Here is a 26,199-nt window from a genome sequence, read left to right on the forward strand (position 1 = left end):
TTAAATTGATAGCTATTTTTTTCAAAGCATCAATATTTATTTTTGTTTTTGCATTGGCATATGTGTTGAAAAGGAAAGGTTTTTTTAGGAAGGATGATTATAAAGTTCTTAATAAGATCATGGTGAATATAACTCTTCCTGGTACAGTACTTAGTGCATTTGGAAACTTTCAAAAAAGCTCAGTGCTTTATTTGGTAGTTTTAATTGCCTTGGCATGTAATATATTTTTATTATTTGTGGGCTATTTTGCATCTCGAAAAAAAGATAACCCAACAAAAGCATTTTATATGCTTAATACTCCAGATTATAACATTGGAGCTTTTGCAATGCCGTTTGCGCAAAACTTTTTTGGACCTCTTGGTGTTATTACTACCTGTATGTTTGATATGGGGAACGCTATTATGTGTACCGGTGGTTCTTATATGCTAACATCAAGTATTATTGATATTGATAAAGGACAAAGAATCACTGCAAAACAAGTTGCAAAAAAATTATTTTCATCAGTACCATTTGATACGTACTTAATTATGTTTGCTATCACTTTTATTGGAATAAAATTACCTGTTGAGCTTATTAACTTTGTTGCTCCAATCGGTAATGCACATGCATTTGTTTCAATGTTTATGATTGGGCTAATGCTTGAAATCAATGTAGAACCAAAGTTTATAAAAGAAGTTTTTAAAGTTTTGGAAATTCGTTATATTTTTGCAGCAATTCTTGCATATGTCTTCTATTTTTATACTCCATTTGAGTTGGTTATTAGACAAGCATTGACAGTTGTTGCATTTGCACCAGCTTCAATCGTTGCTTCGTCATTTACCGAAAAAGCAGGTGGAAGTTCGGTACAAGCAAGTCTTGCAGTTTCAATATCAATTCTAATTAGTGTTGTAATTATGACAGTACTTATGCTTGGCATGGGGATTGGGTAATAAATAAAATTAAATTGAAAAATTTTTTGTAGGAGAGGAAGATAAATTATGCATAAACCAATTTTAGGAATTTTATTAGGAGATACAACAGGGGTTGGACCAGAACTTATAGCGAAGATAGCAGCTAATGGTTTTTTAACAGATCAATGTAGACCAGTTATTATAGGTGATGTTAGAGTATTTGAAAATGGATTAAAAATTATTGGAGAAACTGCGCGACACTATGTAATTTCTGATATAGATGAAGCTGATTGGAGCAAGGGTATTCCAGTATTAGATATGAAGGATCAAAATCCTGAGGATATTGTTATAGGTAAAATAAGTGCAGAATGTGGAAAAGCAGTTTTGAACATGATTAAGACAGCTGCAAAGTTATATAATGATGGAAAAATAGAAGGTTTCTGTTTTGCACCATTTAACAAGGCTGCTATGATCGAAGGTGGATGCTCATTTGAAAGTGAACACCACTTATTAGCCAACTTATTCGGAGTTACAGGACCTTTTGGTGAAATTAATGTAGTTGGTGAGTTATGTACCACAAGAACAACTAGTCACATTCCAATAAAGGATGTAAGTGAACATATAACAGTGGAAAGCATATTACGTGCAGTAAGATTATCTTATGATACTGTAAAAGGAATGGGCGTTGAAGACCCAATAATAGGAGTTGCAGCTTTGAATCCACACTGTGGTGAAAATGGTCTATGTGGACGTGAGGAATTGGATATAATCGTTCCAGCTATCGAAGAAGCGAAGGAATTGGGAATAAATGCAAAAGGACCTTATTCTTCTGATATTTTATTCATAAAAGCATTTAATGGTGATTTTGACAGTGTTGTAACTATGTATCATGATCAAGGGCAAATTGCTTTAAAGCTTAAAGGCTTTAGAGGTGGAATTACTATTGCGGGTGGACAGCCAGCACCTATAGTTACATGTGCGCATGGTACAGCTTATGATATTGCTGGTAAAGGAATTGTAGACACATCTTCTATTGAAAATGCTGTAAAGATGTGTACTAAAATGGCTATAGTAAAACACGATAAAAACTAATATTTAATAAAGTTTTACCTATAAATTTTATATAATTCTCATTAATCCCTTTTCCCTGATAATTATTTGTCTATATGAAAATGCCTTTAACCCAATTATAATTAAATTTTTAGTTTATCAGGGGAGTTCTGTAATGAACAATATTTTTAAATAGAAATACAGAAACATTATAGTTACTGTTTGTATTAAATAATTGGAAATACATTATCATTTTAAGGGCTTGAATAAAGCCCTTAAAATATAGTCTTAAATATTAATGTTTCTTAGACATTAAAGGAGGAAAATAAGAAATGAAATTATTTATAGATACAGCTAATGTAGCAGATATTAAAATGGCAAATGACATGGGTGTTATTTGCGGAGTTACTACTAATCCTTCACTTATAGCTAAAGAGGGGCGAGATTTCAATGAGGTAATAAAAGAAATAACTTCAATTGTAGATGGTCCAATAAGTGGAGAAGTAATTAGCTTAGATGCAGATGGAATGATTAAAGAAGGAAGAGAAATTGCTAAAATACATAAAAATATGGTAGTTAAAATTCCTATGACAGAAGAAGGACTTAAGGCTGTAAAAGTTTTATCAAAGGAAAATATAAAGACCAATGTTACTTTAATATTCACACCAGCACAGGCTTTACTTGCTGCAAGAGCAGGAGCTTCTTATGTTAGTCCTTTTTTAGGAAGATTAGATGACATTGCTACAAATTCTTTAGAATTAATTAAAACAATAGTGGATATATTTAAAATCCATGATATTACAACAGAAATAATAACTGCAAGTATAAGAAGTCCGCTACATGTGGTGGATGCAGCAAGAGCAGGAGCTCATATAGCTACAGTTCCAGCTAATGTAATTAAAGCAATGTTAAAACATCCATTAACAGATAGTGGTATTGAAAGATTTATGAAGGATTGGAATGACGCTTTTAATAAATAATCTATGACAAAATATGATGAAAATTTCGGTACAAAAACTTAACTAAAAAACATATAGAATATTAAATATTATGTTAAATATCAATAGATTAATTTAGCAGGTTTATTTAGGAGCATACATAGATTTATGTAAAATCAAATCTATGTATGTTTTTTAACGTATATGAAAGTATAAAATTTTTAGCATAGTAAAAGCCTTAATAATAGAACTTTTATGTAACATAGATGGGTTCAATACATTAAAAAAATTATAGTCCCGCAAAAGAACCCAAAAGCAAGTTTGGGAACCTTTTTTATTCTTTAGAAAATTATATTGCAATATAACTGCGGCCAAGGTGTCACTTGAGAGTATAACTTGCATTGGTTAATATTATTGATATATAGCATAGTATCCTTGGTGATTTTTTTGTATATGATTATTTCATAATTAATGTAAGAGAATTATGAAACATTCTTTTGAAACATTATGAAACGTTTATTTAAAAACAATGTGAAACATATGAAACATTAATAATGAAGTTTAAAAGCAATAAAGTCATAAAACTAATAAAGAAAGACATTTTATTTCAAGGTGATAAATATCATAAACAGCCTAAAGTGAAGAACTTTTTTACTGTTGTTTTAATGAAATCAAGAAAATATAAGCGCAGAAAATAAGTTGGCACGGAAGTTGCTTAATATATTTGTGTATGAATAAACTATAAAAAATAACTAAGAGTATAAGATGTGTAGAAGGAGGTGAATGGCACATGAAGTTATGTTATCAAGTAGCAACCCCAGATGTAGCAATTTCAGATTCTGTCACAGCATATCAGGGGCCATTAGATAAAAGCTTTTCAGATTTATCTGCTCTTGGATATGATGGAGTTGAATTGATGACTTTAAATCCAAGTGAATTGGATTGGGATTTTGTCAAAAAAGAAGCAGAAAAAAATCACCTAGATATTGCTTTAGTTTGCACAGGTGAGATATTTGGCCAGCTTGGATTAAGTTATACTAATCCTAAAGAAGAAAATAGAAAAGAAGCAATTAGAAGATCAAAAGAAATAATTGATTTTGCAAGTTATCTTGGTGCCAATATTAATATTGGCAGGATTAGAGGCCAATACTGTAGTGAATTAACTAAAGAAGAAACTTACAAATATGCAGTGGAGGCTTTTCGAGAATTAGCTGATTATTCTATAAAAAAGAATGTAATGATTGCATTAGAAACTGTAACTATTATGCAGACAAATTTTATTAATACTTTGGAGGAAGGCGCGGCTATGGTAGATGCAGTTGATAGACCGAATTTTAAGTTAATGATGGATATCTTCCATTTAAATCTAGAAGAAAAAGACGTTATTGAAGCTATAAAGAAGTACAGTCCATATAATATTCATGTTCATTTAGCTGATAATAATAGACGATATCCAGGACATTGTGGTTTAAATTTTGAAAAGATTTTTACTACATTTAAGGAGTGTGGTTATGATGGTAACTTTTGTACGGAAATTTTCCAAATACCAAATCAAGAAGAGGCTGCTAAAGGTGCAATAGAATACGTGAAGCCTATTATTAAAAGAGTATATGGTGATTAGGAGATGGCGTAATGAAAAGTATTGCATTAATTCATACTGTAGAAAGTGTAGCAGTATCTTTTGGTAAGACACTAAAGAAAATATTAAATGAAGAAGTGAAAATTCATAATATATGGGATGATTTTTTAGCAAATAATCCTAATGAAATTGGAGAATTTACTATTGATAATCGTAACAGATTGTTTAATGATATAAAGTCTGCTGAAATGACAGGGGCCGATGTAATTGTTGTAACATGTTCTACATTAACTCCAGTTGTCAAAATGATAAGACCTTTTATAAAAGTACCTTTGATAGCAATAGACGATGCAATGGGAGAAAAGGCAGTTCTATATGGAGAAAAAATATTGGTACTTGCAACAGCGGAAAGTACAATTATCCCAACTAAAGATAAGCTTGCAGAAGAAGCAACAAAAAATAATATAAAGATAAAAGTTGATGAATTGGTTTGTGCACCTGCTTTTCAAGCTTTGAAAACAATGGAAATGGACCAACATGATAATTTAATAAAAAAGATGGTTCAAGATGTATCAGGATATGATTGCATTGTTTTAGCTCAGGCATCAATGGCACATTTGGAATCAGATATTTCGAAAATTTGTGGATGCCCGGTTTTATCTAGTCCAAAACTTTGTATGGAGCAAGTTAAAAAACTTTTATATAAATAATATTAATGGAAAAGAGGTTGAGTTATGATGACAGATGAAAGAAAACAAGAGCTAGAGTCACTTTGCTTACGCTTTAGAAATGAATTAATAGACCTATTACATGAAATTCAAACAGGTCATCCAGGTGGTTCACTATCATGTCTTGAAATTTTAACAACATTATATACAGAGAAAATGAATCACAATCCAAAGAATCCTAAAATGGAAGGACGAGATAGATTAATTCTTTCAAAGGGACATGCTGCTCCTATCTTGTATATGAATTTAGCAGAACAAGGATATTTTAAAAAAGAGGAATTAAAGACATTAAGACAAATTAACAGCAATCTTCAAGGTCATCCTTGTATGCACAAAACAGCTGGTGTTGAGTTATCTACTGGCCCATTGGGATTAGGGCTTGGCGCTGGACTTGGAATGTGTTTAGGAGAACGCTTAAAAGGTAACGATTCTTATATATATGTAATTCTAGGCGATGGTGAAATTCAAGAAGGGTCTATTTGGGAATCAGTTATGGCAGCTTCAAAATTCAATGCTGATCATTTGATTGCTATTCTTGATAATAATGGAGTTCAATTAGATGGAACATTAGAGGCTATTATGCCAATGGGCGATATAAAAGCAAAATGGGAAGCCTTTGGCTGGAATGTGATTCCATGTGATGGACATGATGTAAGTTCAATTTCTGATGCTGTTGATAAGGCAAAAGAAAATAAAGGCAAACCAACCTTAATTTTGGCTAAAACAGTAAAAGGAAAAGGTATCTCTTTCATGGAAGGTAAAAATACATGGCATGGAAAAGCAATTAGTGATGAAGACTATAAGAATGCAAAAGCTGAGTTAGGAGGTGCTTGTTAATGGGTAATATTGCAATAAGAGATGCTTTTGGTGAAGCTCTTAAAAAATTAGGCGGAGTAAATGATAAGGTTGTTGCTTTAGACGCAGATGTTGGAGGCTCTACAAAGAGTGCAGTATTTGGCAAAGAATATTCAGACAGATATTTCAATGTAGGTATAAGTGAAATGAATATGGTATCAATGGCAGCAGGGCTAGCCGCTGATGGATATATTCCATTTGCAAATACATTTGCAGTGTTTTTAACAACTAGAGGCGCAGATCCTATTCAAGCTTTGATTTCATATGATAAGCTAAATGTAAAATTAGCAGGTACATACTGCGGATTATCAGATTCTTATGATGGTGCAAGTCATCAGGCAATTACGGATATTGCTTTAATGCGAGCAATTCCTAATATGACTGTGGTAAGTGTTTCAGATGCAGTAGAAACTGAAAAGGCAGTATTTGCAGCAGCAGAATATGAAGGACCTGTTTATTTAAGGTTAAGCCGTGCTGCTGCACCTGTAATATATGATGAAAATATGAAATTTAAGATTGGAAAAGGTATCACAGTTAGAGAAGGAAAGGATGTAACAATCATTGCAACTGGTACAGTACTTCATAAAGCAATAGAAGCAGCTGAGTTATTAAAAACAGAAGGTATTAGTGCAAATGTTGTTGACATGCATACTATAAAGCCTATTGATAAAGAATTGATAATTTCATGTGCTAAGAATACAGGAGCTATTGTAACAGTAGAAGAGCATAGTGTTTATGGTGGTCTTGGCAGTGCAGTAGCAGAAGTACTTGCAGAAGAATGCCCAGCACCTATAGAAATAATTGGTGCAACTGAATTTGCTGAATCAGGTGACTATGAACAATTACTAGAGAAATATGGATATAGCGCAAAATCAATTTCAGAAAAATGTAAAAAGGTAATTGCTAGGAAGTGAGTAGTATGGAAAAATCAATGAGAAAATATATGAAGGTTGGAATTATCCTTCATATGGCATTTAATGGACTGGCTACTGGTGAAGGTCCTATCTTAGAGTGTCTTAAGAAAATAGTAATTGATGATTATTTTGAAGCAGTAGAAGTTACGCAGATAAAAGATGATAATGTACGTAAAGAAGTAAGAGATATGATTCAGTGTAGTCATATGACAGTAGCCTATGGCGGACAGCCAAGAATGCTTACAACAGGAATGAACATAAATGATTTGAATGAGGAAAAACGTCTTGCAGCAGTTGATTCGTTAAAAAAAGGAATTGATGAAGCATATGAACTTAGTGCAGCTGGATTTTCCTTCTTAGCAGGACAATATGAAGAAGATACAAAAGAGGAGTCATTTAAGGCACTTTTAAAATCAACAAGAGAATTATGTGAATATTCCAAATCAAAAGGTAATATGCCAATTACATTGGAAGTTTTTGATTATGATATTGATAAAAAATCATTAATTGGACCTGTAAATTTGGCAAAGGAGTATGCTGAAAAAATAACTTCAGAATATGACAATTTTGGATTAATGGTTGATTTAAGTCATATTCCAATGATTCATGAGAGCATCGAAGAAAGTATTCTCCCAATTCGTAAATATATCAAACATGCTCACATGGGAAATACAGTAATTAAAAGTTCTGAAATGCCTGGATATGGTGATCAACATCCAAGATTCGGATTTCCAAATAGTGAAAATGACGTAAAAGAACTAGCAGATTATTTAAGGTTACTACTTAAAATTGGCTTCTTAAATGAAGAAAATAGGCCAATTGTAAGCTTTGAAGTAAAGCCATATGGTAATGAAGATAGTGAGATAGTTATTGCCAATGCAAAAAGAACATTAAATTTGGCATGGGAACTTGTTTAATAAATCAGATATTTAGGAGGTACAAAAATGAAAGACCCAATTCAAAAATATTTTCAAATAGGAACTATACAATGGATGTCACATCCACCAGTAAATTATCCTTTACTTGAATCCGTTAAATCACTTGCTTGTGATCCTTATTTTACAGCTTTAGAAGTAACTAAAGTAGCAGATGATGGGACTCGTGCAGCTATGAAAAAAATATTAGAGCAATCACATATGAAAGTTTGTTATGGTGCACAACCTAGATTATTAGGTTCTGGTCTAAATCCAAATGATATTAATGAAGAAGGAAGAAAAAAAGCAGAAGCTACATTAATTGAAGCAATAGATGAAGCTGAATATTTAGGTGCAAAAGGCATTGCATTTTTAGCTGGAAAATGGGAGATAGAAACAAAAAATCAGGCATATTCTCAATTACTAAAAACAACAAGAAATCTATGTGATTATGCAGCTAAAAAAGATATGATGATTGAAATTGAAGTGTTTGACTATGATATGGACAAGGCGGCATTAATTGGACCTGCACCTTATGCAGCACAATTTGCAGCAGATATGAGAATTACACATAATAACTTTGGTTTGTTAGTTGATTTATCACATTTTCCAACAACTTATGAAACATCAAAGTTCGTTGTACAAACTTTAAGACCTTATATAACTCATTTTCATATTGGAAATGCAGTAGTAGAAAAAGGTTGTGAGGCTTATGGAGATCAACATCCAAGGTTTGGATTTCCAAATAGTGCAAATGATGTTGAAGAATTAGTAGACTTTTTTACAGTTCTAAAAGAAGAAGGATTTTTCAATGCAAAGAATCCTTATGTATTGTCATTAGAAGTAAAACCTTGGGGTGATGAAGATGGCGATATTATTTTAGCAAATACAAAGAGAGTAATTGATAGGGCATGGGCTCTTGTGGAAGATTAATAATAGGAGGTAATTAAATTATGAATATTGTAGTATTAGATGGTTATACATTAAATCCTGGTGATATCACATGGAAAGGTATGGAGGAACTTGGAAGTTTAACAGTTTATGATAGGACACCTGCTGATGAGATTATTAATAGAATTGGTAATGCAGAAGTTGTTTTTACAAATAAGACACCAATTTCAAAAGAAACTTTTGAGGCATGCCCTAATGTGAAATTTGTTGGTGTGTTAGCTACTGGATACAATGTTGTTGATGTTGTAGCGGCAAAAGAGAAAGGTATTGTAGTAACTAACATTCCAACATATGGTACAGATGCAGTTGGTCAGTTTGCAATTGGACTTTTGCTAGAAATATGCCATCATATTGATCATCATAGTAAAGCAGTACACGAGGGACGTTGGGAAAATAATGATGATTGGTGCTTCTGGGATTATCCTTTAATTGAATTAGCAGGTAAGACAATGGGGATTATTGGTTTTGGCCGCATAGGACAGGCTACAGGAAGAATTGCAAAAGCACTTGGAATGAAAGTCATAGCATTTGATGAATATCCAAATGATTTCGGAAAAGAACTTGCTGAATATGTATCTCTCGATACTTTATTTGCTCAATCAGATGTTATTGCATTACATTGCCCTTTATTCCCATCAACAGAAGGAATTATAAATAAGAATAATATTGCAAAAATGAAAGATGGTGTAATTATACTTAATAATTCAAGAGGTCCATTAATCGTAGAGCAAGACCTTGCCGATGCATTAAATAGTGGAAAAGTATACGCAGCAGGTTTAGATGTTGTATCAACAGAACCGATAAAAGGTGATAATCCATTGCTTGCAGCAAAAAAATGTATCATTACTCCTCATATTTCATGGGCTCCTAAAGAAAGTAGACAAAGACTTATGAACATAGCGGTAGATAATCTAGATGCATTTATAAAGGGTGCACCAAAGAATGTTGTTAATAAATAATAAGTAAAAATAATTTTATAATATGCCACAATAGATCCAACTATGGTAAAATATTTAATCATAAACATGAAAGTATTATACCATAGTTGAGTATTTTTATTAACGTTAGTTGTTTAGTTTAGGGAGGGTTAAAGTTTATGGCTAAAATACTTGTTTTTATACCACATATGAATATGAGGCAAAATATAGAGGAAATAGTAGAAACTATGCCTAAATATGATGACGTAGAATATAAGCTAATTTATGTGTTTGGAACGCCAGAATCTTTAAAACATGATAGAGATGCAGATATATTGGTTGCACGTGGAATGACCTATAAGCAATTAAAAGTTTTACACCCACATAAGCATATTATTGAAATTAAATTTAGTAGCTTTGATATAATAGATGCATTAGTAAAATGCAAAGAAGTGTACCATGCTAAAAAAATTGCTTTATTTCTTCAAAGGGATGTTTTGAATTCCATAGAAGTGATAGAAGAATTATGTAATGCAAAAATTGATATATATGATGTTTGTGATGAAATTACTGCAAATAGGGCTATAGAAGAAGCTAAGTTAAATGGTGCTGATATATATGTAGGAGCAGGTACAATATGTGGAATATGTGATAACTTAGGACTTCCAAGAGTGCATATTGAAACAAAACAAAAAGCACTTGAATCAGCTTTATTTGAAGCGTTTAATGCAGCCCGCACAATTAATTATGAAAGAGCAGAAGCTAGTTTAATTAGTACTATGGTGAATAAAATGGAAGATTCCATAATTATAGTTGATAAAAATGGAAAAATTTTAGCAGTGAATAATCAAACGTATCGTACTTTTGAACTTTCTACATCAGAAGATTATAAAGGGGCATTCATTGAACATATATATAAAGGATTTAAATGGAAAGCTGTTATTAATAATGAAAGCAATGAAGAAGAAATTATTGCTTTAAGCAACAAAAATTATTTTGTTCAGTATAAGCCTTTTGCAGTTGATAATGCAGGAGCTGGAGTGATTATAACATTAAAAAATACAGATGCTGTTATAGAAGAGGAAATGAAAATTAGGCAAAGATTAAATGATAACGGTTTAATTGCGAAATATTGTTTTGATGATATTATAGGAAGCAGTCAGAATATGCAATATAGTATTGCAATAGCAAAAAAATACAGCACAGTTAATTCTAATGTTTTAATTATAGGAGAGACTGGAACAGGAAAGGAACTTTTTGCTCACAGTATTCATAAAGAAAGCAGTCGCTGCAAGCAACCTTTTGTTGCATTAAACTGTGCAGCATTACCAGAAAATTTATTGGAAAGTGAATTATTTGGATATGAAGCAGGTGCATTTTCAGGAGCATCTAAAAATGGTAAAATAGGACTATTTGAACTTGCGCATAGGGGAACAATCTTTTTGGATGAGATTGGTGAAATACCATGTGCTCTCCAGGCAAAATTATTAAGAGTTTTGCAAGAAAAAGAAGTTCGTAGAATAGGAAGTGATTGTGTACATCCAATTGATGTGAGAGTTATTTCAGCAACTAATATTAATATTGAAAAAGAAGTTCAAAATGGAAAATTTAGATCAGATTTATATTATCGTTTAAATATTTTAGATATTTTTATACCGCCTCTTAGAGAAAGAAATATGGATATTCAAAAGCTTATAGAGTACTATTTTACAAAACTTTCATGTGAAATGGGTAATCCTATTCCGAGTATTTCCAACGAAGCTATGAAAATGTTTACTGAATATTCTTGGCCAGGGAATGTAAGGGAGCTTAGAAACATTTGTGAAAGGCTGATTGTATTAAATGAAAATCAAAATATTGGAGTAGATTTATTAAGACAGTTAAAAATATTTAAAAACAAAACTATTGAAATTGAAAATGAAAAAGCACAAAATGTTTGTATAGATCCAGTTTATGCAAATTTTAAGCGTAAAAAGAAGAAAAAAGATATTGCTGATGAGCTGGGAGTTAGCAGAACAACCTTATGGAGAATGTCAAAAAAACAAAAAGAACAAAATAAATATAAAGTGGAGTAGGAGATTAAATGTTAGCTAGATCATTAACATTAAAAAATGGTATTAAAATTCCAAGATTAGGACAAGGCACTTGGTTTATGGGCGAAAATATAAGTAAACGTTCTATAGAAATAGAGACATTACGTCGTGGAGTAGAATTAGGAATGACTTTAATTGATTCTGCGGAAATGTACGGAGATGGTGCCTCTGAGAGATTAGTAGGAGAAGCAATACAAGGATTAGAAAGAGAAAAACTTTTTTTGGTTTCTAAAGTATATCCACATAATGCAGGAAAAGGTAAATTACAAAATAGTTTAGAAAATACATTAAAAAGAATGAAAACAGATTATTTGGATATGTATCTTCTTCATTGGCGTGGTAGCATTCCATTGGAAGAGACTGTAGAGTGTATGGAGGAACAAGTTAAAACTGGAAAAATTAGAAGCTGGGGTGTATCTAATCTAGATATTGATGATATGGAAGAGCTTTGGAGCGTTGCAAAAGGAAGTCACTGTATGGTAGATCAGGTATTATATCATATTGGATCAAGAGGTGTAGAGTTTAGCCTTATTCCGTGGCTTAATCAGCACAAGACACCACTAATGGCATATTGTCCTTTAGCTCAGGGCGGATCTTTGAAAAGAGATATTTTTAATAATCAGATTGTGCAGAATATAGCAAAAATTCATAGCGCAACACCTGCACAGATAGTACTTAATTTTATATTGCAAGAAAATAATGTATTTGCAATTCCAAAAGCATCTTCTATCAAACATGTAGAAGATAATGCAAAAGCCTTAGAACTTGAATTAACAAATGAAGAATTAAAATCTCTGGATGTAATATTTCCCTCACCTAAATGTAAAACATACTTGGATATTGTATAGAGGAAAGGCAGGAAGATAATATGAAAGTAGTTATTGCAATTGATTCACTAAAAGGCAGTCTTACATCAATTGAAGCTGGTAAGGCTATTAAAGAAGGAATTTTAAATGTAATTGATGCAGAAGTTATTGTTAAGCCATTAGCAGACGGTGGGGAAGGTACCACTGAAGCATTAGTTGAAGGACTTGGCGGAGAAATAGTTGAAATTTTTGTTATGGGACCGCAAAAAGACAAAATAAAAGCTGCATATGGATATATTGAAGAATCTAAAACAGCAATTATTGAAATGGCAGCAGCTGCAGGAATTATGCTAGTGGGTGAAGAAAAAAATCCCATGGAAGCAACAACATATGGAGTTGGAGAAATGATTAAAGATGCCATAAACAGAGGATGCAGAAACTTCATTATTGGAATTGGAGGAAGTGCGACAAATGATGGCGGTATTGGAATGCTTACAGCATTAGGATTTGATTTTTATGATAATAATGGTAATAAATTAGGAATTGATGCAAAGGAATTAAGGAAGATTTCTATAATTTCTACAGAAAATGCTATGCCTGAACTTTCAGAATGCCATTTTAAAATAGCATGTGATGTGACCAATCAGTTATGTGGAGAAAATGGTGCCACTTATATCTATGGACCTCAAAAGGGGGTTACTGAAAAAATTAAAGAAAAATTAGATAAAGATATGGCCCATTATGCGAAAGTAACCAAAAAGTATTTGAACAATGATTATTCAGAAACTTCAGGAGCAGGAGCAGCAGGGGGACTTGGATTTGCATTTTTAAGTTACTTACATGGTGATTTGCAGCCAGGAATTGAATTGGTTATTGATACTGTAAAATTAGAAGAGTGTATGAAAGATGCTGATTATGTAATTACTGGAGAAGGATGCTTGGATAAACAGACAGCTATGGGAAAAGCCCCTGTTGGAATTGCTAAATTAGCTAAGAAATATGATAAAACTGTTATTGCTTTAGCTGGAAGTATTACAGATGATGCTGTCAAGTGTAATGAAAATGGCATAGATGCATATTTTCCAATCCTATCAAAAGTTATTCCTTTGCATGAAGCCATGAAAAAGGAAACTGCAAGAAAAAATATGGTAAAAACAACAGAACAGATTTTTAGATTGATAGCTGCTGTAGAATCTAAAAAAAGATAATATTGAAAGTAGGTAAAATGTATGGAAGAGACACTAATTATTCTTGGAACTGGCAATGCAACTGTGACAAAGTGTTATAATACTTGTTTTGCTATTAAAAATGGATCAGAGTATTTTTTGATTGATACTGGTGGTGGAAATGGTATCATGACACAGTTAGAAAAAGCAGAAATACCAATGGAACAGATTCATGAGATATTTATAAGCCATGAACATACAGATCATTTGCTTGGTCTTATTTGGCTGATTAGAATGATTGCTACTAAGATGAAAAAAGGTAAATATGAAGGTAACTTGAATATATATTGTCATGCACAACTTAAAGAAACAATCTTAACAATAGTAAAATTAACAGTTCAAGATAAGTTTGTGAAAATGATTGGAGAACGTATATTTCTTCACGAAGTAGAAGATGGGGAGATTAAGGATATTTTAGGATACAAGATAACATTTTTTGATATTCTCTCTACAAAGGCAAAGCAATATGGATTTACAATGACGTTAAAGTCAGGAAAGAAGTTTACATTTTTGGGAGATGAGCCATACCGAGAACATGAATATCAATATGCATTTAAGTCAGATTGGTTATTACATGAAGCGTTTTGCCTTTATGCGCAAAGAGATATATTTACTCCTTATGAAAGAGATCATACTACTGTGAAGGATGCTTGTGAAATTGCAGAAAAATTGCAGGCAGTCAATTTAATATTATATCATACTGAAGATAGAAATTTGGAAAAAAGAGAAGAATTATATCTTAAAGAAGGCAGAGAATATTACTCTGGAAATCTATTAATTCCTGATGATCTTACAAAAATTAATCTATAGTATTATTTTAGATCAAAGTCCATAGATAATATGAACATTTGATTTTAAATCTTATTTGAAGAAGAAATAAAATAAAGATTAATATGGTTTCATAATTTTAAATTGGACTTGATTAAGTATTAACTCAAGTAGGATAATGAGCCTATAGAAAAAATAAGTAAACAGATAAAACTTAATAGAGAATAAATTTTAAAGATTAAAAGTTTTTAATGGTGTATTTGTAGGGCATAGCATAAAATTAATATTTATGCTATGCCTTTATTATATAAGGGCGATAATTTTATATATATGTTGCAATTAGTTTTCTACATTTTATATCCTAGTATTCACTTAGCCTGCAAACATCCTAAATGTAATTTTATTAGTGCAAGATATATATTTTAAACTAATGTTTAGAATATAAATCTAAATATGATATAATTTACCGGGAAGTTAATATTAATTATACCTTTAAAATATTTATGAACATGTAGGTAGTAACCGTTTAATGAGGTGATAAAAATGGTAGATATATATATAGATAAGTATATTAATGAACTTAAAGTTGACTGCAAAAACTGTTTTGGATTATGCTGCATAGCATTATATTTTTCTAAATTTGAAGGATTTCCAATAAATAAGGATGCAGGAGCTCCTTGTATAAACTTAAAAAAAGACTTTACTTGTGCTGTCCATAAAAATCTTACAGCTAAGGGCCTTAAAGGATGCACTGCTTATGATTGTTTTGGCGCAGGACAGAAGATAGCACAGGTTACTTACGAAGGAAAGGATTGGAGAGAAAATAAAGAATCTTCACAAAAGATGTTTGAAGGATTTTTGATTATGAGACAGCTTCATGAAATGCTTTGGTATCTTACATGGGCATTTGAATTACAGAGTGATATTAATATAAAAGATAAAATAGGTTTACTTATAGATGAGACAGAAAATCTTACGCTTTTGCACATTGATGATTTGCTTAAGGTAAATGTTGAAGGACATAGAGATAAAGTTAATCAGTTCCTTAAAAATACAAGTGAAAAAATTCGCAGTAAAGCTAATAATAAGAATAAGCAATCAATAAGAAAAGATTATTTTGGAAAGGATCTTAGAAAAACAGATCTTAAAGGTGCTGATTTGAGAGGGGCAATTCTTATTGCAGCTAATCTCAGTAATGTTGATTTGAGTTTTGCAGACTTAATAGGTGCAGATTTTAGGGATGCTAATATTAATGGTGCCAATCTTGAAAGAAGTATATTTTTAACTCAGTCTCAAATTAATAGTGCAAAAGGAGACTTAAAAACAAAACTTCCCAAAAGAATTGTTATGCCTAATCACTGGGAAAAATAATTAACTATGTATACAATAAAAATTTGTAATGAAATACATGTTTAAATACCAATAAATACATATAATAGGGAATTATTGACTACAACTAAAAACAAGTTTATAATTTGGTTATACTTGTAAAAAATGAGGTGGTTATATTGGCAAGAGCTATAAATGTGGAACGTAGAGCTAAGTTAGCCAAGCTTATTATGATGAAGGGAAGCTTATCGGTTAAAGAACTTGCACACGAGTTTAATGTTTCTACTGAAACTATTAGAAAAGATTTAATATCACTTGAAAAGGATAATATAATTAATAAAGGGCATGGTGGTGCAACAATTTCAACTAATTATTTAGAAAGTCATTTTGATACAAAGCTATTCAAAAATATGGGTATAAAATCTAAGATTGCACAAAAATCCGTTGAACTTATACCTAAAAATGGTGTTGTTATATTAGATTCTGGAACTACTGTGCTTCAAATAGCTAAGCTGTTAAATTTAAGAGATGATTTGGTGATTATTACAACTTCATTGATAGTTGCTCAAGCATTAGAAAACACTAAAAATCAGCTTCTTGTAACTGGAGGTCACTTAAGAAAGAAAAGTATGTCTTTTGTTGGAAACTGGGCAGCTAATGCCATTTCAAGTATAAATGCAGATATTTCATTTATGAGCTGCGATGGATTTCATGCAGATGGACCGTGTATAAGATCTTATAGAGAAGTTGATATTAAGCAGGCGATTTTAAAGAATTCCAAGGAAAATGTTCTAATAACTGACAGTTCAAAATTCAGCAAGCAAGGTTTATATAGATTTACAACTTTTGATAAATTTAATCTGTTAATAACTGATGAAAATATTAATAGGAATGAGCGTGATTTAATTCCAGATAATATTGAGCTTATTACAGTTTAGTGATTTAGTAATAGATGATAATATGGGATATAAGGAGAGAGAATTTATGGATATAATGAAAGTCAATAATAATGAATTCCAAATATTAAAGTTACTTGGAAAAGGAAAAGGCGGTTATTCATATCTTGCAACGGATGGTGCACAGAAATATGTTTTAAAACAGATTCATCATGAGCCATGTGATTATTATGAATTTGGAAATAAAGTTGAATCTGAAATAAATGATTATAAGAATCTTAATAAAATAGGTATTAGAATTCCTAAGATGCTAGATGTTGATATAGAAAATGAACGAATACTTAAAGAATATATTCATGGTGACACAATTTATAATCTTGTATTAGAAGATAAAATGTGTGAGATTTATTTGGATCAAATAAAAGAAATGTGTAATTTATTATATAAAAGTAATACAAATATAGATTATTTTCCAACTAACTTTATTGTTCAGGATGATCTTATTTGGTATATAGATTATGAGTGTAATAATTATATGAGTGAATGGAACTTTGAAAATTGGGGAATAAAGTATTGGTCAAAGACACCAGAGTTTTTAGAATATGATTCAGCTCATAAGAGTGAGAAATAATAAGCTTTGATTATTAAGAACTTAAGAATTTAAGAATATAAATTCTTAAGTTTTTTTATTCTAAAATTCTAAGATTCTTAAATTCTTAGGAATTTTAGAATTAGTACTATAATGTGAAGATTGGTGCTAGTATAGTTTTATGGACACATTTTAGAAATAAATTATAGCAAAATAGAAATGAGGGCGATAAATTATGGTTATTCAAAGTAAAATAATAAAAAATGAAAAAATATCTTATATAATTCGATGCCCAGAGCAAGAAGATGCAGAAGAACTAAGTAAATTAAGAGTTAAAATTGATGGGCAAACAGAAAATCTTTATAGAGAACTGGAGAGGGATTATTAACAAAAGAAGATTTTGAAAAATTAATTAATGAAGATAATGCAGATGAAAGAACTTTATTTTTAGTCGTAGAAGCAGATAATAAAATTGTTGGATTTACAAGATGTGAAGGAAATAAATTAAGCAGATTTAAACATAAAGCAGAATTTGGAATATGCATAGAAAAAGAATACTTTGGATATGGTATTGGAAAAGTACTCTTAGAAAATGTTTTGATGTGGGCAGACAATGTTGGAATTAAAAAAATTTCATTAACAGTTGTAGAAACTAATATAAAGGCAATTAATTTATATAAGAAATATGGATTTATTGAAGAAGGTGTATTAAGAAATGATCGACTTCATAAAGATGGAAGTTACTATAACACAATTATTATGGGAAGATTTCTTGAAGAAGATAAAAAATAGATGTACTTATATTCATTAAAAATCTCATTCTCTAGGGAGTTTGAGATTTATTTATTATATAAAAAGCAGATTAATACTGATTAAACAATGAAAAAATATCATTCTAGTATATAAAAGGATATCTAAATAAAAATATGGTTATTTTTCAAAATTATGATTAAAATAATTTAAAAATGTAACATATGTTACAGAATGAGTCTCGCTAAAATGATAGTATGATTGTAGAAACAGAAATCAATTAACTGGTAGAGGAGAGAAATATATGAGCGAAATCATGAAAAATATTAATAAATCAGAAGTATTAAAATTAAAAGATGAAGTAACATACATTGATGGTCAAGTTGCAAGTAAAACACTTGTACAAAATGGAGCTGTAAGTATAACATTATTTGCATTTGCAAAAGGAGAAGAAATTAGTACACATGAGTCTAAAGGCGATGCATTTGTAACATGCTTAGATGGTGTTGGTGAAATAACAATTGATGGAGTAAAGTATGAACTTACTGAAGGACAGTCAATAGTAATGCCTGCAAATCATCCACATGCAGTTTATGGAAAAGAACAATTTAAAATGCTTCTTGTAGTTGTATTTTAATAGTAAATTCATTTATTGTAATGGAGGAGAAATATGAATCTTTTAAGTTATTTAGAACAGCATAAATCAATTGGTTCAGAGATAGAGAAAATAAAAGAAATTATCAAAATAAATGATTTTGAAGAACATGCAGATGAAATTGCACATCACATTAATACACTTGCTGGCAAACTTAAGATACACTTATTAAATGAAGATAGATATTTATATCCTAATTTGAAAGAATCTAAGGATAATAATGTAGCTAATCTTGCACAAGAATATCAAGATGAGATGGGAGATTTAGCATTAGAATTTACTAATTTCAAAGATAAATATAATACAAAATCAAAGTTACTTATAAACAAATTAGATTTTAGAAGTGAAATAGATTTTATTATTAGAAAAATTGAAAATCGTATTAAAAAAGAAGAAAATGGAATATATAAATTGATTTCATAGGAGATGGGTGAATGATTAGAAAGATTGTAGAAATAAACGAAGAGCTATGCAATGGCTGTGGAGTATGTGCAAATGCCTGTCATGAGGGGGCGATTGCAATGATAAATGGAAAGGCAAAACTAATAAAAGATGATTATTGTGATGGGTTTGGGGACTGTTTACCTGCTTGACCAACAAATGCTATTTCTATTATTGAGAGAGAAGCAGCTATATATGATGAAGTGGCTGTAAAGAAGAGAATGGAAACAAAGAGAAACACATTAAATATTGGTGAAGGAAACATGCATATGTGTCCAGGGAGCATGGCAAGAGCTTTAGAAAGAAATGAGGCTGATAATTCACAATCAGTAGCTGAGCAATTAAATTCAGTTCATAGCAAAAGCAGACTTATGCAGTGGCCAGTTCAAATTAAATTAGTTCCAATAAAGGCACCTTATTTTGAAAACGCAAATTTATTAATTGCAGCTGATTGTACAGCTTATGCATATGCAAACTTTCATGAAGATTTCATAAAAAATCATATAACTTTAGTTGGATGTCCTAAGCTTGATGAAGGCGACTATTCTGAAAAATTAGGACAAATTATAAGTAACAATAATATAAAAAGCATTAAAATTGTTAGAATGGAAGTGCCTTGTTGTGGAGGATTAGAACATGCTGCAGTAGAAGCTATGAGAAATAGTGGGAAAATGATACCATGGCAGGTTGTTACTATAACATGTGATGGAAAAATTAAAGAAGATTAAAATGAAAGTAGAACATTTTTTATATGAATAGCAATCAAAAATTTGAATGTTTTTATATATTAACAACTTTATATAGAGTTTATTTAGGCGTAATATAATTGAGTTAACTATAAGTTTACCTTTATATAACGCCTTTTTATTATATAATAATTGTTTATATGATAGAATATAAGTATAATTGATAACTTGGTGCTATCATCTGTGTATAAGTATGAGGTAGTATAGGGAATGGTTTTATTATAAGTAAAATAATAAAATTTTGAGGAGGTAAAACAAATGAAAAATAAGAAATTAATATGGATAGCTGCTATGGCTTTTACTGTATCATGTATTTTTCTTTATGGATGTGGAAGCGAAGAACCTACATCAAAAAATAATCAATACATAGTATCTTCTAATGAAAAAGAAGAAAATACACTTAACGACAAGAATGAGTTTAAGAAAGAGGAACAGAAGGATAAGCCATCTATTAAAAATGAAGAAAAAGTAGATAATGAGAAGGAAAAAGAAGAAAAAATAAATGAAGAAACAGATGAAATAGATAATACAGAAAAGACTGAAGAAAAGAATAATGTACAAACAGAGACCTCTGAAACACAAACATTTTCAGGTGAGATTGCCAACTTATCTAATGAGTCTATAAACTGGTCTTTTGGAGGAAGTACAGATGAAAGTGGACGACCTGATGTTGTTACTGCTGCACAAGAAAAGTATAAAAATTATAATGTGGATTTTATAAAATCAAATGATAAAAAAATTTACCTGACTTTTGATGAAGGCTATGAAAATGGCTATACGCCTCAAATATTAGATATATTAAAAGCTAAAAATATTAAGGCAACATTTTTTATTACAATGGGTTATGCAAAAAGCCAGCCAGAATTAGTTCAAAGGATGATAAATGAAGGACATGTTATAGGAAATCATAGTACAACACATCCTGAAAAAGGGATGCCATCATTATCTTTAGATGCACAAAAATCAGATATAGAGGAATTACATAATTACGTAAAAGATAATTTTGGATATGAAATGTATTTATTTAGATATCCTGCAGGAATCTATAGTGAACAGTCATTGGCTTTAATGAGTAGTCTTGGCTATAAATCAGTATTTTGGAGCTTTGCTTATGCAGATTGGGATCCTAATAATCAGCCAGATGAAGCTCAATCTTTAGAAAAGCTTACAAATAAGCTTCATCCAGGAGCAATTTATTTACTTCATGCAGTTTCTAAAACAAATACAGATATTTTAAGTCAGTTTATTGATAATGCTCAAGGGAATGGATATGAGTTTGCAGAATATAATAAATAGTATATAAAATAGGTATAAAAGGGAGAGAAATATGGATATAGCATTAACAACAACGCTATTCACAATGATTAATTTGATAATAATTTTAGCTTTTGCAGGGATTGGAGTCTACGTACTTATATTGGCTATAAAGGCACTGAAAATCTATATTAAGAAGAATTCTTAAAATAATAGATTTAAACATAAGAAAATACCATATTATTTTTATATGGTATTTTTTTGTAGTTATAATTAGGAGGAATGGTATATGAAAGAGAAAAAGAGCAATAAAAAATATTTAATTAGTGTGTAAACCTCATATTATATCTTGGTATTTATTTAGACTGTAAACATTCTAAATGCAATTTTATTATTGCAACATATATATTATCTAAAAAAACTTGTTTTTGTTCTCATATTTACTCCAAATAGTTTTAGATTTATATGCTTTTAAATTATATTAAGAAATGTTTTAAAAAAGTGTTGTTATGTTTAAAAGTGCTGCTTTGCGGCAAGTATCAAAATATATATTAATTTTTATATTTATAACTGGTCTTATGAATTAAAGTTTAAGATAAATGATGAAAATAATAGTTTTATTTTGATAGAGGAGATTGACATGATACAAGAAGATAATAATTTTGAGAAATTGAGAAAGCATACAGGATATCTTTTGAAATGTAACATTTATAAAAACAGATGTATTAAAGAATGTCCAAATTGTAATGGAAAAAATTATATTAAATTTGGAAAGTATAAAGGCATTCAGAGATATAGATGTAAAGAATGCAATAAAACTTTTTCTAAGACTACAAAAGCTTTATGGAGTTATTCAAAAAAAGAACCAGAAAAGTGGGTTGAATTTATGGAACTTATGCTTAAAAAGAGTTCTTTAAGAGAATGTTCAAAAATATTAGAAATCAATATAAGAACAGCTTTCCTATGGAGACATAAAGTTATGCAGGGAATGCTTAAAAATGTAATGCCAGATAAATTGGAAGGAAAAGTTTTTATAACAAAAGCAATTGAAAAGGAAAACTTTAAGGGCTGCAGAAATATAACCAATTCAGAAAGAAAAAATATATGGATTGTAGCGGCAAAAGATAGACATGATTCTATGATAATAGCTCCAGTGTGTAAAGAGCATTGGAATGAATTTAATTTTAATCAATTAGTGTATTCAAAAATAGAAGAAAATTCATATATAGTTTCGGACTATGACAGATATATGATGAATGTTGCAAAGAAACATAATAAAGGAATAGTTTTAAATGCATATAAAGAGGAATGTATAAAAAATTTTAGAGGGATTTTAAAAAAATGGATAGGTGGATTTAGAGGGGTAGCAACAAAATATTTAGAACGATATCTTTCATATTTTACTATTTTTAATGTGTATAGGAAATTCAATAGTCTTAATTTTACATATGAATTATCTAAAAACCAGTATGTTAATTTTAGCTTGGCTTAATATTAGCGCCTTGATTATACTTGCAGTTTATCTTAAAAAGTTATATTTGTGAGATACGTTGAATTTTAGTTAAGTAGTATGTAGGATTGTTTAATATAGATGTGAAGATGAACTGGTATAATAATAGTAATATGATATTAACAACATTATTTTAAAACATTAACCTACAATATTTTGAAGATTATAGTGTTTGGAAAAGGTCAAAAGCTGTATTAAGCTGTTACTTATGGTGTTAATATTTTGCATAGTATAGCTTTGTAAGAAGAAGTCTTAGTAATATTTATGGATCATATTACTACATATAAATTGATTTTATGAATAGAAAAGAAATATTACATTATTGTAACAGTAATAGGTAATTATGTTGATTATAGCAACAATTATAGAGAGCCTGCGAAGAAATCTCTGTAAATTATACAATACAACAGCTTTCTATGATAAAATTAAAATATCATAGGAGGCTGTTTTTTATGGGTAAAAGAAGAGAAAGATTAAATGAAAGGAAAAAGAATATCATAACTCAATTAATTGAAGAATATGACATTCATACTGCTGATGATATTCAAGATTCACTTAAAGATTTACTAGGTGGAACTATTGAAAGTATGCTTACTGCAGAGTTGGACAATCATCTAGGATATGATCCTTATGAACGTACCGACAGTGCTAACGCACGAAACGGAAAAAAGCAAAAGACTATACGTAGCAAGTATGGAGAAATTCCAATAGAAGTTCCACAAGACAGACAAGGAACTTTCGAACCACAGATAGTGAAAAAGAGACAAAAAGATATCTCAAGTATTGAAGATAAAATTATTTCAATGTATGCAAAAGGACTTACAACAAGACAAATATCAGAACAAATTGAAGATATTTATGGGTTTGAAGTCAGTGATGGTATGGTTTCAGATATAACTGATAAGTTACTTCCTGACATTCAGGATTGGCAGCAAAGACCGTTATCAAGTATTTATCCTATAATATTTATAGATGCCGTCCACTTTTCAGTGAGAGATAACCATGTAATAAAAAAATTAGCTGCATATGTTATCCTTGGCATTAATGAGGAAGGTAGAAAAGAAGTTCTAAGTATTCAAATAGGAGAAAATGAAAGTAGCAAGTATTGGTTAAGTGTACTTAATGAGTTAAAAAATAGAGGGGTTAAGGATATTTTGATATTATGTGCTGATGGACTTCCTGGAATCAAGGAATCTATAAACGTGGCATTTCCTAATACTGAATATCAACGATGCTTGGTGCATCAAGTTAGAAATACATTAAAATATGTATCAGATAAAGACAAAAAGGAATTTGCAGCTGATCTTAAAACAATATACCATGCACCTTCAGAAGAACATGGACATTCTAGGATGATTGAAGTAACTGAGAAGTGGCAAAGCCACTATCCGAACGCAATGAAATCTTGGTCTGATAATTGGGATGTTATAAGTCCTATATTTAAATTTTCAGCAGATGTAAGAAAAGTTATCTACACAACTAATGCAATCGAAAGTCTTAATAGTACATATCGCAGACTTAACCGTCAGCGTAGCGTATTTCCAAGTGATACATCTCTTCTTAAAGCTTTGTATTTAGCTACTTTTGAGGCTACAAAGAAGTGGACACTACCTTTGCGTAATTGGGGTAGAGTTTATGGAGAATTATCAATTATGTTTGAAGGACGCTTAGTTTAATCATTTTATAATACAAAAAAATACGCCCTAAGACAGGGCGCACTTGACATGTAAAAAAATAGATATTATATTGAAAATATAACTTAAATAATTTTTAGGTTATCTAATCTTAAAAATCTTATCATAGAAAGCTATTTACAGAAAATTTTTCACACGCTCATTATAGAGCTCAATGGAATTTAAAAAGGATGAATCCTGTTAACTACAGAAATCATCCTCTTAATATTGCTTAGCCGTTTTTTAATGTCCTTGACAAAGGGTACATTTTATATTGTAACAGCTCTTTTTTATTTATTATATTAATATTTTCTATACAAGGGTAATGATACATGTATTAATTACTCTTAACTATATTGTATTTCATATTATCAGCCATATTAGAGCTTCCTTGAATAACAACTTTATCGTCTTTATTTATACCATTTGTAATTACTAAGTAATCATTTTTATTCTTTGATATAGTTACTTGTTTTTTTGATAATACATCACCATTTATTACATATACATAAGAATTATCTCCATCTTTGAAGACACATTTGCTTGGAATTAATAATGAGTTATCTTCCTTATCATTCTTTAATGTAATATTTGCTACCATACCAACTTTTAAGTTTTCATCCGGTTTATCAATGCTTATTTTAACATCAAACATACCATTAGAAGTATCGGCAGAAGGAGATACTGCATATACAGTTCCTTCATATGACAGACCAGAAGCTGGAAGATATATATTAGCTTTTATACCTTCTTTTACATTTTGTATATTTGTTTCGGTAACCTTAATTGTCGCAGTTAAAGAATTTTCACCAGTAATTACAATTGAAGGAGTTTGATTAGAGGTATATTCACCAACAGTTATATTCTTAGCGCTTATTTTACCATCAATAGGTGATTTTACAGTTGCATTATCTAAAGCATACTTAGCTGAATCTAAAGAGGCCTTAGCACTATCTACAGTTGCCTTAGCAGCTGCAATATTATCTGGATTTGTAATTGAATTTGTAATATTTGCATTTGTGCTTGCACTGTTATAGCTTGCGTTAGCATTACTAAGTCTTGTTTCAGCGCTAGATAATGCCATTGTTGCGTTATCTATAGCAATATCTAAGGCAGCTTTTGCAGTATCTAATTTATTTTGAGCAGTTTCTAAATCAATTTGTGCTACTGCATCAGCTTTAAAAAGATCATTTGTACGGTCATAATTTTGCTTTGCAGCATCATATGCTGTTTGGGCAGAAGTTACATTTGTGTTGTTTGAATACTGATTTTTCGCTATATCATAAGCTTCCTGTGCATTTTTTAATTCGTTTTTTGCAGCTTCTAATGCTTTTTCAGCATCTACTTGTGCTTGCTTTGCACTGCCGCTAGAAACTTTATCATAAGAAGCATTAGCTGATTCATAATTAGCTTTTGCAGCATTATATTTATATGTTAAATCTGTATTATCAAGAGTAAAGAGTACATCATCTTTCTTAACTTCTTGTCCAACTTCAACACTTATGGCTTGAACTTTGCCAACACTGCTTGGAAAAACAGAAATATTCTCCTCACTTGAGATATTTGTTGTATAAACTGTATCACTTATGGAATCAGAAGTTTTAACTTTAGTTACTGTAACATTTGCTATATTATTACTTCCAAAAGGAGAGCAGCTTACTAAAAATGTACTTAATGATAATATACATAAGATTTTGATTATATTACTTTTCATTATTTATTTCAGT

The 26,199-nt window shown here is 30.4% G+C and carries 24 protein-coding genes and 2 pseudogenes; 25 read left to right on the plus strand and 1 reads right to left on the minus strand.

From position 1 onward, the window contains the following. The first annotated feature begins 5 nt into the window (after window positions 1-5). From CNEONATNEC86_RS06635 to CNEONATNEC86_RS06750, 25 genes and pseudogenes are all read left to right on the plus strand, one after another. The gene (locus CNEONATNEC86_RS06635; RefSeq protein ID WP_159135726.1) at window positions 6-929 is read left to right on the plus strand and encodes an AEC family transporter; all 924 of its coding nucleotides are present in this window, start codon (window positions 6-8) and stop codon (window positions 927-929) included. 48 nt (window positions 930-977) lie between these two features. Continuing rightward, window positions 978-1,982: a PdxA family dehydrogenase gene (locus CNEONATNEC86_RS06640; protein WP_230132298.1), complete on the plus strand. Its 1,005-nt coding sequence runs from the start codon at window positions 978-980 to the stop codon at window positions 1,980-1,982. 290 nt (window positions 1,983-2,272) lie between these two features. Then, complete coding sequence (gene fsa, locus CNEONATNEC86_RS06645) at window positions 2,273-2,920, plus strand: fructose-6-phosphate aldolase (protein ID WP_125149135.1); 648 nt, start codon at window positions 2,273-2,275, stop codon at window positions 2,918-2,920. Between the two features lie 748 nt (window positions 2,921-3,668). Continuing rightward, entirely contained in the window at window positions 3,669-4,499 is an 831-nt protein-coding gene (locus tag CNEONATNEC86_RS06650; protein ID WP_159135727.1) for a sugar phosphate isomerase/epimerase family protein, read from the plus strand. Between the two features lie 11 nt (window positions 4,500-4,510). Beyond that, window positions 4,511-5,167, plus strand: a complete 657-nt coding sequence (locus tag CNEONATNEC86_RS06655; protein WP_159135728.1) for an aspartate/glutamate racemase family protein — start codon at window positions 4,511-4,513, stop codon at window positions 5,165-5,167. Window positions 5,168-5,194: 27 nt separating this feature from the next. Beyond that, window positions 5,195-6,022 carry a transketolase gene (locus tag CNEONATNEC86_RS06660; protein WP_159136069.1) on the plus strand — a complete coding sequence of 276 codons (828 nt, stop codon included), beginning with the start codon at window positions 5,195-5,197 and terminating at the stop codon, window positions 6,020-6,022. Further along, window positions 6,022-6,954, plus strand: a complete 933-nt coding sequence (locus tag CNEONATNEC86_RS06665; protein WP_058294486.1) for a transketolase family protein — start codon at window positions 6,022-6,024, stop codon at window positions 6,952-6,954. Before CNEONATNEC86_RS06660 ends, CNEONATNEC86_RS06665 begins: the two co-directional genes overlap by 1 nt. Window positions 6,955-6,959: 5 nt before the next feature. Further along, window positions 6,960-7,871 (plus strand): sugar phosphate isomerase/epimerase family protein, encoded by a 912-nt coding sequence (locus CNEONATNEC86_RS06670; RefSeq protein WP_159135729.1) that lies wholly within the window; start codon window positions 6,960-6,962, stop codon window positions 7,869-7,871. Window positions 7,872-7,898: 27 nt separating this feature from the next. After that, entirely contained in the window at window positions 7,899-8,801 is a 903-nt protein-coding gene (locus tag CNEONATNEC86_RS06675; RefSeq protein WP_125149131.1) for a sugar phosphate isomerase/epimerase family protein, read from the plus strand. Between the two features lie 20 nt (window positions 8,802-8,821). Then, window positions 8,822-9,778, plus strand: coding sequence for a D-2-hydroxyacid dehydrogenase (locus CNEONATNEC86_RS06680; protein ID WP_159135730.1), 957 nt, complete (start codon window positions 8,822-8,824; stop codon window positions 9,776-9,778). A 137-nt stretch (window positions 9,779-9,915) separates the two neighbouring features. After that, window positions 9,916-11,811 (plus strand): sigma 54-interacting transcriptional regulator, encoded by a 1,896-nt coding sequence (locus CNEONATNEC86_RS06685; protein ID WP_159135731.1) that lies wholly within the window; start codon window positions 9,916-9,918, stop codon window positions 11,809-11,811. 8 nt (window positions 11,812-11,819) lie between these two features. Beyond that, a complete protein-coding gene (locus CNEONATNEC86_RS06690; protein WP_159135732.1) occupies window positions 11,820-12,677 on the plus strand; it encodes an aldo/keto reductase in 858 nt (285 codons plus the stop codon). Window positions 12,678-12,697: 20 nt separating this feature from the next. Continuing rightward, a complete protein-coding gene (locus CNEONATNEC86_RS06695; protein WP_159135733.1) occupies window positions 12,698-13,843 on the plus strand; it encodes a glycerate kinase family protein in 1,146 nt (381 codons plus the stop codon). A 21-nt stretch (window positions 13,844-13,864) separates the two neighbouring features. Beyond that, window positions 13,865-14,671 carry an MBL fold metallo-hydrolase gene (locus CNEONATNEC86_RS06700; RefSeq protein ID WP_159115913.1) on the plus strand — a complete coding sequence of 269 codons (807 nt, stop codon included), beginning with the start codon at window positions 13,865-13,867 and terminating at the stop codon, window positions 14,669-14,671. 501 nt (window positions 14,672-15,172) lie between these two features. Further along, complete coding sequence (locus CNEONATNEC86_RS06705; protein WP_159135734.1) at window positions 15,173-16,000, plus strand: pentapeptide repeat-containing protein; 828 nt, start codon at window positions 15,173-15,175, stop codon at window positions 15,998-16,000. A gap of 137 nt (window positions 16,001-16,137) precedes the next feature. Next, the gene (locus CNEONATNEC86_RS06710) at window positions 16,138-16,896 is read left to right on the plus strand and encodes a DeoR/GlpR family DNA-binding transcription regulator (RefSeq protein WP_159115915.1); all 759 of its coding nucleotides are present in this window, start codon (window positions 16,138-16,140) and stop codon (window positions 16,894-16,896) included. A gap of 46 nt (window positions 16,897-16,942) precedes the next feature. Next, window positions 16,943-17,485 (plus strand): BUD32 family EKC/KEOPS complex subunit, encoded by a 543-nt coding sequence (locus CNEONATNEC86_RS06715; RefSeq protein WP_159135735.1) that lies wholly within the window; start codon window positions 16,943-16,945, stop codon window positions 17,483-17,485. Window positions 17,486-17,678: 193 nt separating this feature from the next. Beyond that, window positions 17,679-18,235: pseudogene (locus CNEONATNEC86_RS06720) on the plus strand (GNAT family N-acetyltransferase). A 262-nt stretch (window positions 18,236-18,497) separates the two neighbouring features. Further along, window positions 18,498-18,830: a cupin domain-containing protein gene (locus CNEONATNEC86_RS06725; protein WP_058294496.1), complete on the plus strand. Its 333-nt coding sequence runs from the start codon at window positions 18,498-18,500 to the stop codon at window positions 18,828-18,830. A 33-nt stretch (window positions 18,831-18,863) separates the two neighbouring features. Then, window positions 18,864-19,271, plus strand: a complete 408-nt coding sequence (locus tag CNEONATNEC86_RS06730) for a hemerythrin domain-containing protein (protein WP_159135736.1) — start codon at window positions 18,864-18,866, stop codon at window positions 19,269-19,271. 11 nt (window positions 19,272-19,282) lie between these two features. Then, a pseudogene (locus CNEONATNEC86_RS06735) lies at window positions 19,283-20,017 on the plus strand (ATP-binding protein). A 276-nt stretch (window positions 20,018-20,293) separates the two neighbouring features. Continuing rightward, entirely contained in the window at window positions 20,294-21,331 is a 1,038-nt protein-coding gene (locus tag CNEONATNEC86_RS06740; protein WP_125149121.1) for a polysaccharide deacetylase family protein, read from the plus strand. Window positions 21,332-21,362: 31 nt separating this feature from the next. After that, the gene (locus tag CNEONATNEC86_RS21790) at window positions 21,363-21,497 is read left to right on the plus strand and encodes a hypothetical protein (protein WP_276508208.1); all 135 of its coding nucleotides are present in this window, start codon (window positions 21,363-21,365) and stop codon (window positions 21,495-21,497) included. A gap of 432 nt (window positions 21,498-21,929) precedes the next feature. Further along, window positions 21,930-22,781, plus strand: coding sequence for a transposase-like zinc-binding domain-containing protein (locus CNEONATNEC86_RS06745; RefSeq protein ID WP_125149120.1), 852 nt, complete (start codon window positions 21,930-21,932; stop codon window positions 22,779-22,781). A 470-nt stretch (window positions 22,782-23,251) separates the two neighbouring features. Beyond that, window positions 23,252-24,475, plus strand: coding sequence for an IS256 family transposase (locus tag CNEONATNEC86_RS06750; RefSeq protein ID WP_159135701.1), 1,224 nt, complete (start codon window positions 23,252-23,254; stop codon window positions 24,473-24,475). A gap of 334 nt (window positions 24,476-24,809) precedes the next feature. Here the strand turns inward: CNEONATNEC86_RS06750 and CNEONATNEC86_RS06755 are convergent, their stop codons facing one another. Beyond that, window positions 24,810-26,186 (minus strand): efflux RND transporter periplasmic adaptor subunit, encoded by a 1,377-nt coding sequence (locus CNEONATNEC86_RS06755; RefSeq protein ID WP_159135737.1) that lies wholly within the window; start codon window positions 26,184-26,186, stop codon window positions 24,810-24,812. Between the last annotated feature and the right edge of the window lie 13 nt (window positions 26,187-26,199).

Source organism: Clostridium neonatale (assembly GCF_900465025.1).
GTDB classification, from domain to species: domain Bacteria; phylum Bacillota; class Clostridia; order Clostridiales; family Clostridiaceae; genus Clostridium; species Clostridium neonatale.

Bases quoted from the DNA above. Each gene is read 5' to 3' on its own strand.
- CNEONATNEC86_RS06640 (WP_230132298.1), top strand. From the start codon at position 978: ATGCATAAACCAATTTTAGGAATTTTATTAGGAGATACAACAGGGGTT.
- fsa (WP_125149135.1), top strand. From the start codon at position 2,273: ATGAAATTATTTATAGATACAGCTAATGTAGCAGATATTAAAATGGCA.
- CNEONATNEC86_RS06650 (WP_159135727.1), top strand. From the start codon at position 3,669: ATGAAGTTATGTTATCAAGTAGCAACCCCAGATGTAGCAATTTCAGAT.
- CNEONATNEC86_RS06655 (WP_159135728.1), top strand. From the start codon at position 4,511: ATGAAAAGTATTGCATTAATTCATACTGTAGAAAGTGTAGCAGTATCT.
- CNEONATNEC86_RS06660 (WP_159136069.1), top strand. From the start codon at position 5,195: ATGACAGATGAAAGAAAACAAGAGCTAGAGTCACTTTGCTTACGCTTT.
- CNEONATNEC86_RS06665 (WP_058294486.1), top strand. From the start codon at position 6,022: ATGGGTAATATTGCAATAAGAGATGCTTTTGGTGAAGCTCTTAAAAAA.
- CNEONATNEC86_RS06670 (WP_159135729.1), top strand. From the start codon at position 6,960: ATGGAAAAATCAATGAGAAAATATATGAAGGTTGGAATTATCCTTCAT.
- CNEONATNEC86_RS06675 (WP_125149131.1), top strand. From the start codon at position 7,899: ATGAAAGACCCAATTCAAAAATATTTTCAAATAGGAACTATACAATGG.
- CNEONATNEC86_RS06680 (WP_159135730.1), top strand. From the start codon at position 8,822: ATGAATATTGTAGTATTAGATGGTTATACATTAAATCCTGGTGATATC.
- CNEONATNEC86_RS06685 (WP_159135731.1), top strand. From the start codon at position 9,916: ATGGCTAAAATACTTGTTTTTATACCACATATGAATATGAGGCAAAAT.
- CNEONATNEC86_RS06690 (WP_159135732.1), top strand. From the start codon at position 11,820: ATGTTAGCTAGATCATTAACATTAAAAAATGGTATTAAAATTCCAAGA.
- CNEONATNEC86_RS06695 (WP_159135733.1), top strand. From the start codon at position 12,698: ATGAAAGTAGTTATTGCAATTGATTCACTAAAAGGCAGTCTTACATCA.
- CNEONATNEC86_RS06700 (WP_159115913.1), top strand. From the start codon at position 13,865: ATGGAAGAGACACTAATTATTCTTGGAACTGGCAATGCAACTGTGACA.
- CNEONATNEC86_RS06705 (WP_159135734.1), top strand. From the start codon at position 15,173: ATGGTAGATATATATATAGATAAGTATATTAATGAACTTAAAGTTGAC.
- CNEONATNEC86_RS06715 (WP_159135735.1), top strand. From the start codon at position 16,943: ATGGATATAATGAAAGTCAATAATAATGAATTCCAAATATTAAAGTTA.
- CNEONATNEC86_RS06725 (WP_058294496.1), top strand. From the start codon at position 18,498: ATGAGCGAAATCATGAAAAATATTAATAAATCAGAAGTATTAAAATTA.
- CNEONATNEC86_RS06730 (WP_159135736.1), top strand. From the start codon at position 18,864: ATGAATCTTTTAAGTTATTTAGAACAGCATAAATCAATTGGTTCAGAG.
- CNEONATNEC86_RS06740 (WP_125149121.1), top strand. From the start codon at position 20,294: ATGAAAAATAAGAAATTAATATGGATAGCTGCTATGGCTTTTACTGTA.
- CNEONATNEC86_RS21790 (WP_276508208.1), top strand. From the start codon at position 21,363: ATGGATATAGCATTAACAACAACGCTATTCACAATGATTAATTTGATA.
- CNEONATNEC86_RS06745 (WP_125149120.1), top strand. From the start codon at position 21,930: ATGATACAAGAAGATAATAATTTTGAGAAATTGAGAAAGCATACAGGA.
- CNEONATNEC86_RS06750 (WP_159135701.1), top strand. From the start codon at position 23,252: ATGGGTAAAAGAAGAGAAAGATTAAATGAAAGGAAAAAGAATATCATA.
- CNEONATNEC86_RS06755 (WP_159135737.1), bottom strand. From the start codon at position 26,186: ATGAAAAGTAATATAATCAAAATCTTATGTATATTATCATTAAGTACA.